General features: G+C 61.3%; 16 protein-coding genes. 7 read left to right on the top strand and 9 right to left on the bottom strand.

What is annotated here, in order from left to right:
* The first annotated feature begins 81 nt into the window (after window positions 1–81).
* From FXN63_RS11380 to acuI, 4 genes are all read left to right on the top strand, one after another.
* On the top strand, window positions 82–849 hold the full coding sequence (locus tag FXN63_RS11380) for a phosphonate utilization associated transcriptional regulator (protein ID WP_148814899.1): 768 nt from the start codon (window positions 82–84) through the stop codon (window positions 847–849).
* Window positions 850–853: 4 nt separating this feature from the next.
* Window positions 854–1,402: a phosphonate degradation HD-domain oxygenase gene (locus tag FXN63_RS11375; protein WP_148814897.1), complete on the top strand. Its 549-nt coding sequence runs from the start codon at window positions 854–856 to the stop codon at window positions 1,400–1,402.
* Window positions 1,399–2,265 carry an EamA family transporter gene (locus FXN63_RS11370; protein ID WP_148814895.1) on the top strand — a complete coding sequence of 289 codons (867 nt, stop codon included), beginning with the start codon at window positions 1,399–1,401 and terminating at the stop codon, window positions 2,263–2,265. Before FXN63_RS11375 ends, FXN63_RS11370 begins: the two co-directional genes overlap by 4 nt.
* 105 nt (window positions 2,266–2,370) lie before the next feature.
* Window positions 2,371–3,357 carry an acrylyl-CoA reductase (NADPH) gene (gene acuI, locus FXN63_RS11365; protein ID WP_148814893.1) on the top strand — a complete coding sequence of 329 codons (987 nt, stop codon included), beginning with the start codon at window positions 2,371–2,373 and terminating at the stop codon, window positions 3,355–3,357.
* 198 nt (window positions 3,358–3,555) lie between these two features.
* Here acuI and FXN63_RS11360 read toward each other — a convergent pair whose 3' ends face one another.
* Window positions 3,556–4,470, bottom strand: a complete 915-nt coding sequence (locus tag FXN63_RS11360) for a LysR family transcriptional regulator (protein ID WP_148814891.1) — start codon at window positions 4,468–4,470, stop codon at window positions 3,556–3,558.
* Between the two features lie 108 nt (window positions 4,471–4,578).
* Here FXN63_RS11360 and FXN63_RS11355 point away from each other — a divergent pair, with 108 nt between their 5' ends.
* On the top strand, window positions 4,579–5,664 hold the full coding sequence (locus FXN63_RS11355; protein ID WP_148814889.1) for a tartrate dehydrogenase: 1,086 nt from the start codon (window positions 4,579–4,581) through the stop codon (window positions 5,662–5,664).
* Window positions 5,665–5,904: 240 nt separating this feature from the next.
* Complete coding sequence (locus tag FXN63_RS11350) at window positions 5,905–6,777, top strand: tripartite tricarboxylate transporter substrate binding protein (RefSeq protein ID WP_148814887.1); 873 nt, start codon at window positions 5,905–5,907, stop codon at window positions 6,775–6,777.
* A 108-nt stretch (window positions 6,778–6,885) separates the two neighbouring features.
* Here FXN63_RS11350 and FXN63_RS11345 read toward each other — a convergent pair whose 3' ends face one another.
* Window positions 6,886–8,649: an alkaline phosphatase D family protein gene (locus tag FXN63_RS11345; protein WP_148814885.1), complete on the bottom strand. Its 1,764-nt coding sequence runs from the start codon at window positions 8,647–8,649 to the stop codon at window positions 6,886–6,888.
* Between the two features lie 36 nt (window positions 8,650–8,685).
* Window positions 8,686–9,486, bottom strand: coding sequence for a hypothetical protein (locus FXN63_RS11340; RefSeq protein WP_246165107.1), 801 nt, complete (start codon window positions 9,484–9,486; stop codon window positions 8,686–8,688).
* Between the two features lie 18 nt (window positions 9,487–9,504).
* On the opposite strand from FXN63_RS11340, the gene FXN63_RS27055 reads away from it, so the two are divergent.
* Window positions 9,505–9,954, top strand: a complete 450-nt coding sequence (locus FXN63_RS27055; protein ID WP_246165106.1) for a hypothetical protein — start codon at window positions 9,505–9,507, stop codon at window positions 9,952–9,954.
* Window positions 9,955–10,035: 81 nt separating this feature from the next.
* Here FXN63_RS27055 and FXN63_RS11335 read toward each other — a convergent pair whose 3' ends face one another.
* The 6 genes from FXN63_RS11335 to FXN63_RS11310 form a co-directional block, all read right to left on the bottom strand.
* Window positions 10,036–11,235 (bottom strand): alpha-D-ribose 1-methylphosphonate 5-triphosphate diphosphatase, encoded by a 1,200-nt coding sequence (locus FXN63_RS11335; protein WP_148814881.1) that lies wholly within the window; start codon window positions 11,233–11,235, stop codon window positions 10,036–10,038.
* 26 nt (window positions 11,236–11,261) lie between these two features.
* A complete protein-coding gene (phnL, locus tag FXN63_RS11330; RefSeq protein WP_148819211.1) occupies window positions 11,262–11,993 on the bottom strand; it encodes a phosphonate C-P lyase system protein PhnL in 732 nt (243 codons plus the stop codon).
* Between the two features lie 80 nt (window positions 11,994–12,073).
* Window positions 12,074–12,883, bottom strand: coding sequence for a phosphonate C-P lyase system protein PhnK (gene phnK, locus FXN63_RS11325; RefSeq protein ID WP_148819209.1), 810 nt, complete (start codon window positions 12,881–12,883; stop codon window positions 12,074–12,076).
* A gap of 34 nt (window positions 12,884–12,917) precedes the next feature.
* Complete coding sequence (locus tag FXN63_RS11320) at window positions 12,918–13,391, bottom strand: GNAT family N-acetyltransferase (protein ID WP_148814879.1); 474 nt, start codon at window positions 13,389–13,391, stop codon at window positions 12,918–12,920.
* Entirely contained in the window at window positions 13,388–14,338 is a 951-nt protein-coding gene (locus tag FXN63_RS11315) for an alpha-D-ribose 1-methylphosphonate 5-phosphate C-P-lyase PhnJ (RefSeq protein ID WP_281290868.1), read from the bottom strand. The genes FXN63_RS11320 and FXN63_RS11315 overlap by 4 nt, the downstream gene beginning before the upstream one ends.
* On the bottom strand, window positions 14,335–15,510 hold the full coding sequence (locus tag FXN63_RS11310) for a carbon-phosphorus lyase complex subunit (RefSeq protein ID WP_148814877.1): 1,176 nt from the start codon (window positions 15,508–15,510) through the stop codon (window positions 14,335–14,337). The genes FXN63_RS11315 and FXN63_RS11310 overlap by 4 nt, the downstream gene beginning before the upstream one ends.
* Window positions 15,511–15,534: the final 24 nt, after the last annotated feature.

Raw genomic sequence — 15,534 nt, 5'->3', positions numbered from 1 at the left:
CAAAATGGAGGCCAGTTTGTAGAAAGTTTTTTGTAAATCGTAGACAATCTGGAAAACCAGCCTTCTCGCGGGAACGTATTCATGTCTACCGAAGTGTCCAAGCCTGTCCTCAAGAATCCTGTCGACAGCCCCATCAGCGCGACCATTGCACAACTCCAGTGCAACTCGCTCGCCGGCTTGGTGCAGAACGAGCTTGAACGCATGATTTTGGCGGGCGAGCTGCCGCCAGGAAGCAAGCTGACCGAACTCACCATTGCCACACAGTTGGGCGTATCGCGTGGCCCGGTGCGCGAAGCCTTCCGCATGCTTGATGAAGCCGGCCTCGTACGCACGGAGAAAAATCGCGGGGTGTTCGTACGCGCCATCGAGCTGGACGAGGCGCTGGAAATCTTCGAGTTGCGTGCGGTGATGGAGATGTACATCGGCCGCAAGCTGGCAGAGACCACCACGGCGGCGCAGGTGAAACCCCTGCGCGCGCTGGTAGATGCCATGGATGCCGCCGTCAAGGCGGGCAACGCGCAAGACTTCCATCGCCATAACCTGGCGTTTCACGACAGCCTGCTGCAGCTTGTCGGCAACACCAAGTTCGAGGCGAACTATCGACGGCTGACCAAGGAGCTGTCGCTGATTCGTCGCAAGAACCTGACTGTCGAATCCATGACCGTCTACACCCGCGAACACCGCCAGATCGTCAAGGCAATCGCTGCCCACGACACCGAAGCTGCCGGCCAAGCCATGTTCGACCACGTGATGAACAGTCGCGAACGCACGCTGCAGAACTTCAGCGAACAGCCTGTACAACCCGTCCCTGCCCGCAAACGTGCGGCCCGCGCTGCGGTAGAGGCCTGACATCATGGCCCTGGCCTTCGATGACATTGCCTACCTGTTCAAGCAGCACGGCGACACGCAGTACAGCGGCGAACCCGTCACCCAGACCGAACACGCACTGCAAACTGCCTGGTTTGCCGAACAGGCCGGTGCCGATGACGAGCTGATTACCGCAGCCTTGCTGCACGACCTGGGACACCTGCTGCACGACCACGGCGAGACGCCTACCGCGCGCGGCATTGACGACCTGCATCAATACAGCGCCTTGCCCTTCCTGCGCGGGGTGTTCCCCGACCGGGTACTGGATGTGATTCGTTGGCATGTGGATGCCAAGCGTTATCTCTGTGCAACGCGGCCGGAATATCAGGCGGCCTTGTCCGCAGATTCCCAGCGCAGTCTGGTGCTTCAAGGCGGTGTGTTTTCGCCTGAAGAAGCCGCCGCCTTCATCGCCCGGCCACATGCCACAGACGCTGTGCAGTTGCGGCTGTGGGACGATCGGGCAAAGATCGAAGGCCTGCAAACGCCAGCCCTGGACCACTATCTGCGCATCGCCGCCCGCTGCTGCCTGTCATGAGCCTGAGCGTTCCGCTGGTGCTGGCCATCCTGTTCGCGGCATTGCTGCATGCCAGCTGGAATGCGCTGATCAAATCAGGCCCGAACAAATCGCTGGACACCGCCTTGATCCACAGCCTGGGCGTGGTGTTCGCCATTCCGGCCGTGCTGTGGTTCGGCCTGCCAGCGGCAGCGGCCTGGCCCTACATCCTGGCTTCATCGGCCATTCACGTGGCGTACTACGTTGCCCTGGCGGGCGCGTATCGGCACGGTGATCTGGGGCTGACCTACCCGATCATGCGTGGCTCGGCACCGCTGCTGGTGGCGGTGGTCGGTACCACCGTGGTGGGCGACCATCTGTCACCGCAGGCGTGGATCGGAGTTGTGTTGCTGTCGATCGGCGTACTGACGGTGGGGCTTGCACGGGTCAATCATTCGGACAAAAGCGGCAATCGTCGCAAGGCCTTGGGTTTTGCGCTGGCGAACGCCTGCATCATCGCCAGCTATACCGTTGTCGACGGCATGGGGGTGCGCGCGGCCGGCGATCCGTTTGCGTATGCGGCGGCCATCTTCCTGCTGGATGGCTTGCCCTACATGGCATTGGTCATGTGGTGCCTAGGCCCGGCACGCGGTGACGCAGTGCGCTACATGCTGGGCCGGGTCAAGCTGGCAATCGGCGGCACCGCCGCTTCACTGGGCAGCTACGGCATTGCTTTGTGGGCGATGGCGCATGCCCCGGTGGCGCTGGTGGCCGCGCTACGCGAAACGTCGGTGATCTTCGCCGCGCTGATCGGCACCCTGTTGTTGGGCGAGCGCTTCGGATGGACACGCGCGGCGGGTACCGGATTGGTGGTGGCTGGGGTGATGACGTTGAGGTTCGGCTAGATCGTGCATCGCCATCATTGATGTCGATCATAATCTTAAATCTTGACAGCAAAGATTGGCGTTGACATCATTGCCCCGACAGGAAGCCAACCCAAAGGGCAGCACATGACGTTCAAGGCACTACTCGCCAGCAAGGCTGGGGACACCATTTCGACTCACCTGGTCGACTTCCAGGAAGAAGACCTGATGCCGGGCGATGTCACCGTCGCAATCGACTATTCAACGGTGAATTACAAAGACGCGATGGCGCTGAGCGGCAGCTCTCCGGTCATTCGCAAGTTCCCGTTGATTCCGGGTATCGACTTTGCCGGTGTGGTCGAGTCATCGACTTATCCCGGTCTTGTCGCAGGCGACCGTGTGCTGGCAAATGGCTGGGGCCTGAGTCAGACGCACCACGGCGGCTTTGCACAGAAGGCGCGCGTGAGCGGCGACTGGCTGGTGAAGATTCCAGATGCCTTCACAACTCGCGACGCCATGGCCATCGGCACCGCAGGCTATACCGCGATGCTGTCCGTATTGGCACTGGAACACGGTGGCCTGACGCCGGAGCGTGGCGACATTTTGGTGACAGGAGCCAATGGCGGTGCGGGCTCGGTAGCGATCGCCCTGCTATCGGGCCTGGGCTATCGGGTGATCGCATCCACCGGCCGCCTCGACGAAGCCGACTACTTGCGGGCGCTTGGCGCGGCAGAGATCATCGACCGCAACACCTTGTCCGAAGCCGGCGCACCGATCGCCAGGGAAAAATGGGCCGGCGCCATCGATTCGGTTGGCAGCCATACCTTGGCGAACGTGCTGGCGCAGATCAAGTATCGCGGCGTGGTCGCGGCCTTTGGCCTTGCACAAGGCGCAGACCTGCCCGCATCGGTCCTGCCCTTCATTCTGCGAAACGTTAGCCTCGCAGGCATCGACTCGGTCAATGCGCCGCAATCGGTACGGCTGCAGGCCTGGTCGCGCTTGGCCAGTGACCTGGATCTGGACAAGCTTGCGCGGACCACCCGGGTAATCGGCTTGGCAGACGTGCCCGAGCTTGCCAGCCAGGTCATGGCGGGCAAGGTTCAGGGACGAACTGTTGTGGACGTGAACGCTTGATCGCTGCTGGCGTGCCGGGTATTGCGCTGGCTGTGTTGCCGGCCGCCTGATCGATCTGAGCCAGGATCTGTGCGTGATCAGGGAAATCTGCTGACAGGATTATCATCCGTGCCGGCGCGCAGGCACACCGTGGCGTTGGCACGCGACAAGCCCCTTGCTGCGTGCCAACGTCCGCGAAAACAGCCAGTCAGCAGATTGCTACGCTTTCTTCTCGAACGCCAAGGCCACGAAGTCCACAAACGCGCGCACTCGTGCTGTGGACTGATGCCGCTGCGGATACACCGCGTGAATGTCGGCATCGGGCGTGCTGTATTGCGGCAGCACCTGCACCAGGCGTCCGCTCTGCAAGTAGCGTTCGATATCCCATTCTGCGCGCATCAAAATGCCGTGCCCATCGAGCGCCCAATTGACCGCGATTTCGCCGTCGTTGGTCGTCAGGTTGCCGCGCGTCTTCACCGATTCGACTGAGGCATTGCGCCCTTTGTCGCTTGTCAGTCGCCACACCCCATAGGCTTCCTTGCCCTGCCTGATTCCAATGCAGTTGTGCCTGGTCAAATCGTTCGGAACTTTCGGCATGCCGTGCCTGGCAAGGTAGGACGGTGCCGCGCACAGCAAACGCCGGTTCGCCGCCAGCAGGCGTGACATCACCCGCGCGTCGGGCGGCGCACCGAAGCAGATGCAGACGTCGAAAGAATCATCGGTCAGTGGTGGCGGGTTCACCGACAACTGCAATTGCACCTCGACCTGCGGGTACTGCCGAATGAAGCTGGAAATAAGCGGCGACACGTGACTACGCCCGAAACCCAGCGTGGCATTGACACGCAGCAGTCCTTTCGGCACCGCTTTGGACGCCCCCAGCAACTGCGCCATGTCGTCAATGTCACCCAGAATGCGGCGCGCATGCTCCAGGTACAACTCGCCTTCCGGCGTCAGGCGCATGCGCCGCGTGGTGCGGCTGACCAGCGACACGCCTACCCGTGACTCCATCAAGGCCAGATGCCGGCTGACGGCCGGCGTGGTGATGCCAAGTTCCCGCGCGGCTGCGCTCAGACTGCCTGCACGAGCCAGCACCGAGAAGAACCCCAGATCGGCCGGCTGAATCGTCGCGCTCATGAACGCCTCGCATTGTTAATTTCAAGTAAACAATGGATTGAAATCGATCGCGAATCAAGTAGGACTTGTCTGCGTACAGTCGTGGCATTCCATCAAGCAGAGAACGCCATGAAACGCTACGCCATCGCGACCATTCCCGGAGACGGTATCGGCAAGGAAGTGATTCCCGCCGGCCAACAGGTGCTGGAAGCCCTGGCCGCATCGAGCGACACCTTCCGCTTCGACTTCGAGAATTTCGACTGGGGCGGTGATTACTACCGGCAGCACGGCGTGATGATGCCGGCTGACGGCCTGAATGCTCTGCGCAACAAGGACGCCATTCTGTTCGGCTCGGCCGGTGACCCGGACATTCCCGATCACGTCACGCTGTGGGGCCTGCGCCTGAAAATCTGCCAGGGCTTCGACCAATACGCCAACGTGCGCCCCACCCGCATCTTGCCCGGCATCGACGGCCCGCTGAAGCGCTGTGGTCCCGATGACTTGAACTGGGTCATCGTGCGCGAAAATTCCGAAGGTGAATACGCAGGCGTCGGTGGCCGCGTCCACCAAGGCCACCCCATCGAAGCCGCCACCGACGTATCGATGATGACCCGCGCAGGGGTCGAACGCATCATGCGCTACGCCTTCAAACTGGCCCAGTCCCGCCCCCGCAAACTGCTGACCGTGGTCACCAAGAGCAACGCCCAACGCCACGCCATGGTGATGTGGGACGAAATCGCGGTACAGATTTCCAAAGAATTCCCCGACGTTACCTGGGACAAGGAACTGGTGGACGCGGCCACCGCGCGCATGGTCAACCGCCCGGCCACGCTGGACACCATCGTCGCCACCAACCTGCACGCCGACATTCTGAGCGACCTGGCAGCAGCCCTGGCAGGCAGCCTGGGCATCGCACCCACCGGCAACATCGACCCGGAACGCCGTTACCCGTCCATGTTCGAACCCATCCACGGATCGGCCTTCGACATCATGGGCAAGGGTTTGGCCAACCCGGTGGGCACGTTCTGGTCGGTGGTGATGCTGCTGGAGCATCTGGGTGAAACGGAAGCTGCTGCGCGTGTGATGCAAGCCGTTGAACAAGTCACCGCCAACCCGGCGCTGCACACCGGCGATCTGGGTGGCAAGGCAACCACCGTTCAGGTCACCCAAGCGGTGTGCGAGGCACTCGGCCAGTCACAGCGCAAGGCAGCCTGACCCTGCATCAACCCCAGAAAGATGCTTGACCCGTCATGGCGGCAAGACCGCCGTGACGCGGCCGCAGATGGCGACCTGCTACGCCACACAGTCGGCCTCATAACAAAAACCGAACTGGAGACAAGCATGACAAGCACCCACCCCGTTTATCGCCGTCGAATCCTGCAAGCCCTTGCCCTGGGCCTGGCGCTTTCCGCCAGTGGGGCCATGGCGCAGACCTGACCCACTAAACCAGTCACCCTGGTTGTGCCCTTCCCCGCAGGCGGCACTACCGACGCACTGGCTCGCGCGCTAGGCGAGAAGCTGTCACAGCGCCTTGGCCAACCCGTGATCGTCGAAAACCGCGCGGGTGCAGGTGCCACCGTAGGCGCAAACTACGTCGCCAAAGCCGCGCCGGACGGGTACATCCTGCTGGTGGGCGCGGTCCACCACACCATTGCCACCAGCGTCTACAAAAAGCTCCCCTACGACTTCCAGAAAGACTTCGCGCCGATCACCACCATTGCCAACGTGCCGAATGTGCTGGTGGTGAACGCCAATACACCAGCCAAAAACGTGGCCGAGCTGATGGCGCTGGCCAAGGCAGAGCCGGGCAAACTCAGCTACGGGTCAAACGGCAATGGCACCGCGCAACACCTGATCGGCACGCAGTTCCAGAACATCACGGGTACCAGCTTGCTGCACGTGCCGTATCAAGGAAGCGGCCCGCTGACCACCGACCTGCTGGGCGGTCAGATCACCATGTCCTTCGACACGATCACGCCGGTCTTGCAGCACATCAAGAACGGAAAGTTCAGGGCACTGGCAGTATCGACCTCCACCCGGTCATCGGCACTGCCTGATGTGCCAACGCTGGATGAAGCGGGACTGAAGGGCTTCAATATCGGAACCTGGTTCGGGGTGCTGGCACCAGCAGCCACGCCCAAGGACCTGGTTGCTCGGCTCAACACCGAGATGGTCACGATCATTCAGTCGCCAGAGTTCAAGAAGCGCATGGGCGAACTGGGTGCAGAGCCGATTGGGGACAGCCGGGAAGACATGGCAAAGAAGATCAAGGAAGAGACCGAGAAATTTGCCGGGCTGGTGAAAGAAGCGAAGGTAGCGGTGGAGTAAGCCGGTATTCCAAAACCAAGGAATTTTCGGTAGCGCCGCGAAAGTCGTCCGCCTGATCCATCTGCTTGGCCCAGATGGAACAGGCGGATTCAGTCATTCCCAGCAGGGCTACCGCTGCGCAGGTTGAACGGCCTGCAGGTGGTTCGAAAAACCCACTTCCGCCTCGCAACGCCAAGTCGCCCACAACTTGCAGCCCTTCCCTTCCGCTCCCAGGTCCAGCTCCAACGCAAGCCAGTTACGCGCGGGCATGACATAACGGTTGTGCCCTGGAAAGAGCATCATTTCCGCGACATGCTGAACATCGATGACCTGCGGCTTGCTGGCCGTGCTGTTGAGCAAGTAAAGAAAAAGGCGTTCGGCCACGCCCAGCAAAGATGGGTGCACGACTGCTGACGACGTGAATTGTTGAATGTGGGCCCAGGTTGCAGTCGGCGAGATGTCGCGCCGATACGCACTGCCCCACGCCGCCACGTGCACATCGCCCGACACAATGGATACCCGCAGCAGCTTGTCGTTTGCCGTTTTGGCCAGTGTTTCCAGCAGACGCTTGCGCTCGCCCTCGTGGTCGTCGTTCGCCCAATGGTCTTTGAGGTCGTCCGCGCTGCTGTCCAGCACGTGGTCCTGACCGAACGTATCCATCAAACCTTCTGCAAGGCTCAGCTTCGGATGCACGACCGGTACCGACGACAAGAACAGCAGATGCTGGCAGTTCGCGTTCGACACCGGGTCTTCCGCACCGGGCAAGGCCCCCAACCACTTCTGAAGCTCGCTCCAAGTGTTCATACCCAGAATCTGCGTGCGGGAACGCTCGGTTCTGAGGTCAGCCACAACAATTGATACCGGGCCGACCTGATGGGCAAAAGTAAACCCAGGCTGACTGTCGAGCAGCGGCAGCGCCAAAGCGTCCTGGGCTTGATGATGCTGCCAATCGATAGACTCGAACTGCGGATCTTTGCGCGACAACCTCGGCACGTCGCGTTCCACCAGTTCAGGCAAATCCTCAAGCACGTGCTGCATCTGAAACACCCAGAATGCACGCCGTGCATGCTTGAACAGGGTTTGGAACAAGGGGCTGTGCTGCATGGCCTCGCTGTAAGACCCCCAGCCGTCAAAGATGTCGTGGTCATCCCACATCATCACGGTAGGAATCCGGGCCATGGCATCCGCAGCATCCCCGTTCAACCCCGCGCCCCACGGCTTGCGCGTGGGCGATAACCAGCGCGTGGCGTACAGGCTGAAGTAGTAGTTTTCGATTTCCTTATCCAGCGTGGCCGTAACCGGGAAAGTCAACTGTTCGCTGCGCGGAAGACCGACCCACTGCTTGAGTTTAGGCAGGTCTTCCCAGATGGAGTCGAAATAGATCTGGTCACCGCCCATCAACATCAGGTGAAAGCGTTGCAGACCCTTGTCCTGGGTGCGCGCCTCATGCCAGAGCTGTTCTTTATCCAGTTTGAAATCAGGGTCTCGCGCCTCGCGATCATGATTACCGACCAAGTCAGCCCAGACCGCGCTTTCTGGCTTCACCAGCTTGCGCATGCCACTTGGATCGGAAAACCCATTGCATGAAACGTAGGCCATCCGAGGTGCAAAGCCCTTGCCGGGCACGGTGAACGCCCAGGTCGGCCCGCCGCGTAACCCGAACGCCACTTTTCTTTCGGCGGCTTGCAAGTCGCAACTCAGGTCGTAACGCCAGAAGCACTGCTTTTTGTGCGCCAGCAGCAGCGTTGGTTCGTCGCAATCACGCCCTTCGATCTCAAATGCCGGCGCAACGACATCGCTGGTCGTACCGATCAACGCAGTGACGCGCCAGCGATCACCCACAATGCCTCGGAATGATAGAACCGGACCAACCGTGAAGATCTCTTTCGCCATGAGCACGCCCCTGTGTGTTCTTGTTATGCGTTTTTGTTATGTGTTCTTGTTCTCTGCTGCGATCACACGCACGATTTTTGCTCGGGACTGCGCGCGAGTTGCCAGCCGCTGCACTTCTGCGGACTGATCCAGCCATTCCAGAAAGCGTTGAAGCGCATGACGCGTCTGCGCGTCGTCGCGGCAATTAACCAGAAAAGCAAACTGCACTTTCTGGACTTCGTCTGCGACATAAACACCGAACAAGTCACTGACCACAATTGCGTCTGGAAATCCCAGCAATGCTCTGGCCTGGGTTTCTGTCGCTGTCCGGTGGCAGGCAATCAGGTGCAAAGGACCTTGCGCCTTGGCGAGCAAACTGGTTCGTTCGTGGTCGCGCAGAAATGGACGCCCTACCATTTCCCGAGCGGCTGCTACCGTAAACGCAGCCGGGATGGCATGCACCACGACACCGATATTCTGGCCACCCAAAGGCAGGACGACATCATCGCCCAGCGCCTTTGCGCCGGGCTGCATAGCCAATGCGTTGCGAACCACATTTTCCATTTCGCGTTTGCGCGCGCCGAAATCCAGGCGGGTCCAATCCAATGCCTGGCCCATGCCAAAGCGACTGGAGGCACTTGACTTCACCCCGCGCTGGGTCAGGACAACCACAGCATCGGCGAGCGCTTCAAAGACGCGTTTTTTGAGGTCATCGATTGACTTGACCTCACCACCGCGAAACGCAGTTTGCCGGTTGAGTTCGTCTCTGAAACGTTGGTTTCTTGCGCCCTGATCGCCAGTGCCCAGTGCAACCCAAGGCAGCGCAATCAGGCGAACCTTGCCGCGAGCCAGCGCCAAGCCTTCGGTGTATTCGGCATGGCAGATACCGATATCGCCCCCGGTCTTGGCCCAACCCGCATTGCCGTTGGACGGCACGATAAGCACATCGCAGTCTCGAACGGCTTGCATGCAGGCTTCCCAGCTATCATGGGTAGCGTCAGCCGGCGGGGCATCTTCATTGATCCACACCTCGAAAACAGACCGGCCCAGAATTTTCTGGGATTCGATTTCTTTTTTGAGTTCTCGGCGGATATCGCTCAGCGTCGTCTTGCCGTCATCAGAAAACGGGTCATTGCAACGGCTCGACAGCATGACCCGGATCTTGGCGGAACTTCCCATTTCCTGCTCTCCACGATGAGACCAATCGGAACTGCTCGTTGCAAGACGGGGCCTGACGTGACGTCATTGTTTGGCGTGATAACGACGCGAATAACCCATCTTGATAAACGTGAAGCGAAGCGCGTGCAGGAAATGGTTTTATCGTAATTGACTGAAAATGAATAGCTCGGTGTGACGCGCAGAACTACCTACCCGCGCAGAACTAATACGGATAAATCCAAGTCGGATCTACAACACCCGCCGCCCTTCCCGCCACACCGCCCGCACCACCGCATGCGACCCGCCGTTGGGCAACTGCGCTACATGCACTTGCAGCAAATCCCCGCGTAGCCCAGCCTGCAAAGCTCCCCGGTCAGCCAACCCAGCTGCCAGCGCAGGTGCACGCGTTACCGTTGCCACGGCCTTCGGCAGCGAATAATGTCCGTCGCTCACCAATCGCATGGCTGCGCTCAATAAACTGCCAGGCACGTAGTCCGAAGACAGAATATCCAGCAATCCGTGACGGGCAAGCTCGCTTGCCGACACATTGCCCGAGTGTGAGCCGCCACGCACCACGTTCGGTCCGCCCATCACCGTACACAAACCATGCGCACGCGCGGCCTGCGCGGCGGCGAGTGTCGTCGGGAATTCCGACATACTGGCCCCCTCGCCATGCGCCTGCATCACGTGGGCGACCGTGGTGTCGTCATGGCTGGCCAGCGCAACGCCATGCGTTCGGCAATAGTCGACAAAATAGGCGCGATGCGGCTCGGCGTATTGCGCCTGCAATTCTGCGGCTGCCGCTACCTGGCGTTCGAATTTCTCAGCGCTCCAGCCTTTCTTGCCGGTGTAGTACACACGCGCCTGGTCCAGGTTTTCCCATTGGCGCTGGCCTGGCGTGTGATCCATCAGCGAGATCAGCGACAGACGTGGGTGATGCTGGAAGGGTTCGAACAGCGAAATCGTGTTGGGTGCCGGCAGCTCGCAGCGCACATGCAGGTGGTGATCGGCACGCAGCAAGTGTTGGCTTGCGCCCAGCTCAAGCGCGGCCAGCACGTCGTGCCATGCGCTGCCACGCAGGCTGTCGGTATCGGCCTCACCCACACCCAGGGCATCGAACACGGTGGTGATGCCGGCCGCTGCCACTTCCGCGTCGTGCGTCAGCAGCGCCGGCAATTCGGGCCATCGCACTTTGGGACGAGGCATCAGGTGACGCTCGAAGTTGTCGGTATGCACTTCGACCATGCCTGGCATCAGGTAGTCGCCACCCAGGTCGATGGCACCCGCTATTGAGGTGCCACCATCGTCAATGGCAACGATACGGCCGTTCAGCACCGACAAAGCACCAGGCACCACCTCATCGGGCAACACCATGCGCGCGTTGCGGAACACCACGTTGCCGCCCAGCCCGGTACGCGTGCCTTCGCCGCTGGCGCTGCTTTCTTTCATGCGGTCCATTGCTTTCATATTGGCCGTCATACCTGCCCCCTGAATTCAGCGACGTTGATGCGCCGTGTGGCAACTGCGTCTCCTACCTCGGCATCGTGGAAGATGCCGACGATGGCAGCGCCGCGCGCAGCCGCTTCGTGGATCAGATCGATCACGGTCCGGGTGTTGGCCGCGTCGAGCGAGGCCGTGGGTTCGTCCAGCAACAGCAGGGGTTTGGGTTTGATCATGTTGCGGGCGATATTAATGCGTTGCTGCTCACCACCGGAGAACGTGGCTGGCGGCAGATGCCACAGCCGCTCGGGGATGCGCAGCCTTGTCAGCCACGTGCGGGCTTGCTCGCGCGCTGCTTCGATGGCGGCTGCGTTTTCGCCAGCGTCTTCGGTCAGCGGCTCGGCTACTACGTCCAGTGCCGACACACGCGGAATGACGCGCAGGAACTGGCTGACATAACCGATGGTGTCGCGACGCAGCCGAACCAGTTCGCGGGGCGTGGCGGCAGTTATTTCGACTGCGGGCGCATCCAGCGGACGCACGGTGATGCTGCCCTCGCTTGCCCGGTAGTTGGCGTAGGCAAGCTTCAGCAAGGTGCTTTTGCCCATGCCGGATGGCCCGTCGAGAACGACGCATTCACCGGCGTGAATGCTCAGGTCCACGCCGTCTAGCACCGACAAGGATGCGCCCTGCTGGTTGTGCAGCACGAAGCGCTTGGCGACACCGCGCATCTGCAACAAGGCAGGCGCGGGCGCGCCGTCTGCCATCAGCGGCAAGGATGCAGCAACGTGCCGGGCAGATGCCTGTGCAGCGGAAGTCGGGGTGGCAAAAGTCATGGCAGCGGTGCTCATGGTTGCAGGACCGAGGAAACGAGAAGCTGGGTGTAGGGGTGCTGCGGGTCGTCCAGCACCTGATCGGTCAAACCGGCTTCCACCACCAGACCGCGCTGCATCACCATCATGCGATGTGCAAGCAGTCGGGCAACGGCCAGGTCGTGGGTGACGATGGTCGCGGCCAGGTTCATCTGGCGGGTCAGCTGGCGCAGCATGTCGAGCAGACGTGCCTGCACCGACACGTCCAGGCCCGACGTGGGCTCGTCCATGAAGATCAGGCGCGGCTGAGTAACCAGATTGCGCGCGATCTGCAGGCGTTGACGCATGCCGCCAGAGAAGCTGCGAGGCGCATCGTCAATCCGCGCGGGATCAATCTCGACGCGAGTCAGCCAGTCGATGGCGGTGGCGCGCAGACGGCCGTAGTGGCGCTCGCCCAAGCCCATCAAACGTTCGCCGACATTCGCCCCTGCGGATACGTCCATACGCAGACCATCTGCTGCGTTCTGGTGCACAAAGCCCCAGTCGGTACGGGCCAGCAGGCGTTGCTGCGATTCATTCATCGCGAACACGTTTTGCAGCTCACCGTTACGCAGTTGGAACTTCACACTGCCGCCATCAGGCAAATTGCGGGCCGCCACGGCGTTCAGCAGGGTCGATTTGCCGGAACCTGATTCACCGACCACGGCCAACACCTCACCGGGCCAGAGATCGAAGGACACATCGCGCAAGGCCACACGATCGCCATAACGCTTGGAGATATTGCGCACTTGCAGCAAAGGGGCAACAGGCTGCAATGCGGCGTGCCTGGTACCGGACGCCGTCATCGACTGCTTCAGAGAATTCATCGGCTGGCCCCTATCAAGGCTCGATCACAAAACTCAGGCCATGCTGCGCAAAGCCGAGCGATTCGTAGAAGGCATGTGCGCCCACGCGTTTGGCGTTGGACGACAGCGCCAGCTTGTAGCAACCCGCCACACGTGCCTCGGCAATCGCATGGGCCATCATCTGACGACCGATGCCCTGCCCGCGCCGTCCGGCGATCACCACCACATCTTCGACCACGGCCGATGGTGCGCCGTTATGCGCAAGGTTGTGCATGATCAGCAGTGCGTAGGTGCCAACAATGCTGCCGTCGGCCTCGCAAGCCACGAACAAGCGGTAGCTGGGGTAGCGTGAAAACTCCGCCAGCACGAACTCGGCTTGCGTGACGCTCAGCGTCTCGTCGTCCATACCGGGCTGCGCGTACAAACCCAGCACGGCGGGCAAGTCGGCGGGGTTGGCCACGCGCAGTGTGAGCGCGGCGATGTCTTGGGAAACGTCGACGGCGCTCATGCGATCCCCGGCACGGCGCGAGGTATGTCGACCAAGTCCGGCACCGGCGGACGCGACTGGCAGTAATGCGAATCCGAGCACACGTGCATGCGAGTGCCGGCGTCGTCGGTCACGATCTCGTCCAGGAAACTCTCGGTCGATCCGCAGATGGCGCAGGGTACGTCCCAGCGCTGTACCTCGAAGGGGTGGTCTTCGAAGCCAAGGCTTTCCACGGCGGTGTACGGCGGCACGGCGTAGATGCGCTTTTCACGGCCGGCACCGAACAACTGCAGCGCCGGGTTCATGTGCATCTTGGGGTTGTCGAATTTGGGGATCGGCGACGGCGACATCACGTAGCGATGGTTCACCAGCACCGGATAATCGTAGGTGGTGGCAATGTGGCCGTAGCGCGCGATGTCCTCGTACAGCTTCACGTGCATCAGGCCGTATTCGGCCAGGCCGTGCAGCGTGCGGGTTTCGGTTTCGCGCGGTTCCAGCTTCTGCATCGGCTCGGGCATCGGCACTTGATAGACCAGCACCTGGCCTTCGGCAAGCGGCGTTTCCGGAATGCGGTGACGCGTCTGGATCAGCGTGGCAGCTTCAGTCACGGTGGTGGTTTCCACGCCCGTGGTGCGCTCGAAGAACCTGCGGATGTTGACCGCATTGACCGTGTCGTCGGAGCCTTGGTCGATGACCTTCAACACATCCTGCGGACCGATGACAGACGCCGTCACCTGAATGCCGCCCGTGCCCCAGCCATAGGGCAAGGGCATCTCGCGCGAGCCGAACGGCACTTGATAACCGGGGATCGCCACGGCTTTCAGGATGGCGCGGCGGATCATGCGCTTGGTGCGTTCGTCCAGGTATGCAAAGTTGATCTCGGAGCCGGTGTCGGCAGGCTCCGACCAGGGCGTGCCTGGCTGGCGTTGGGTCACCGCGTCTTGCGGGAAATCATGCGGGGCGTTCATGCGGCGCTCCGGGTCGTAAGCGGGTCTGTGTTGATGCCGGTGTCGGGGAATGCATCAAGGTCGGTATCGGCTGTCGAGCCCTGCGTGACCATCGCCGCGCGCATCTGCCGAACCAGGGCAAGTTCTGCCTGGAAATCGACGTAATGCGGCAGCTTCAGATGCTGCACAAAGCCCGATGCTTCCAGGCTGTCGCTGTGGGACAGCACGAATTCCTGCATCTGCGCGGGCGATACGATGGCCTCGCCCAGCTCGTCCGCCCGCAATGACCGGTCGACCAGGCTCATGGCCATTGCCTTGCGTTCGCAGTGGCCAAAGGCCAAGCCGTATCCGCGCGTGAATTGCGGCGGCTCGGATTTGCTGCCACCGAACTGGTTGACCATTTCGCATTCGGTGATTTCCATGTCGCCGATCGACAAGGTGAAATCCAGCTCTTCCGGCGCGATTTCGACCTCGACGCTGCCCAGGCGCACTTCACCGACAAACGGGTGGCTGTGGGCGTAGCCACGTTGAGTCGAATAGGCCATGGCCAGCAAGAAACCTTCATCGCCACGTGCCAGATTCTGCAGGCGCGTCGCGCGATCAGCCGGGAAACGCAGGGGCTGACGTGTCAGGTCAACCGGTGCCGGATCGTCTGGCGGCACCGGGTGTGTCTCGATCAGCCCTTCCTGATTCAACAAGGTGACTACGCGCGGGATGACGGGCAACGGTGCATCAATAGCGGCCGGGGCTTCGTCATCGGGCAGGTCTTGTGCAACTTGGTCCGCATTTGCCAGCAACGAGAAGTCCAGCAGCCGTTGGGTGTAGTCGTAAGTCGGGCCAAGCACCTGCCCACCGGGCAGATCCTTGAAGGTCGCCGACACACGCCGGTCCATCTCGATACGCGTGGTGTCCAGCGGCAGGGTCGTACCCAGGCGCGGCAAGGTGGCACGGTAGGCGCGCAGCAGGAAAATGGCTTCGACCAGATCCCCCGAGGCTTGCTTGATGGCCAGCGCGGCCAATTCCGGGTCGTAGACCGACCCTTCGGTCATGACCCGATCAACCGCCAGCTTCATCTGCTGACGAATCTGCGTGACCGACAGTTCCGGCACGGACGTGTCACCACGGCGCTGCTCGGCAAGCCGGCGATAGCTATTGCGGATGGCGGTCTCACCGCCTTTGACTGCAACGTACATATCAGCTCCGCGAGTCTGCCTGGC

It is taken from the genome of Pigmentiphaga aceris (assembly GCF_008119665.1).
GTDB classification, from domain to species: domain Bacteria; phylum Pseudomonadota; class Gammaproteobacteria; order Burkholderiales; family Burkholderiaceae_B; genus Pigmentiphaga; species Pigmentiphaga aceris.
Note: the sequence above shows the minus strand (reverse complement) of the source record. Positions and strands in the feature narration are given on the sequence as shown.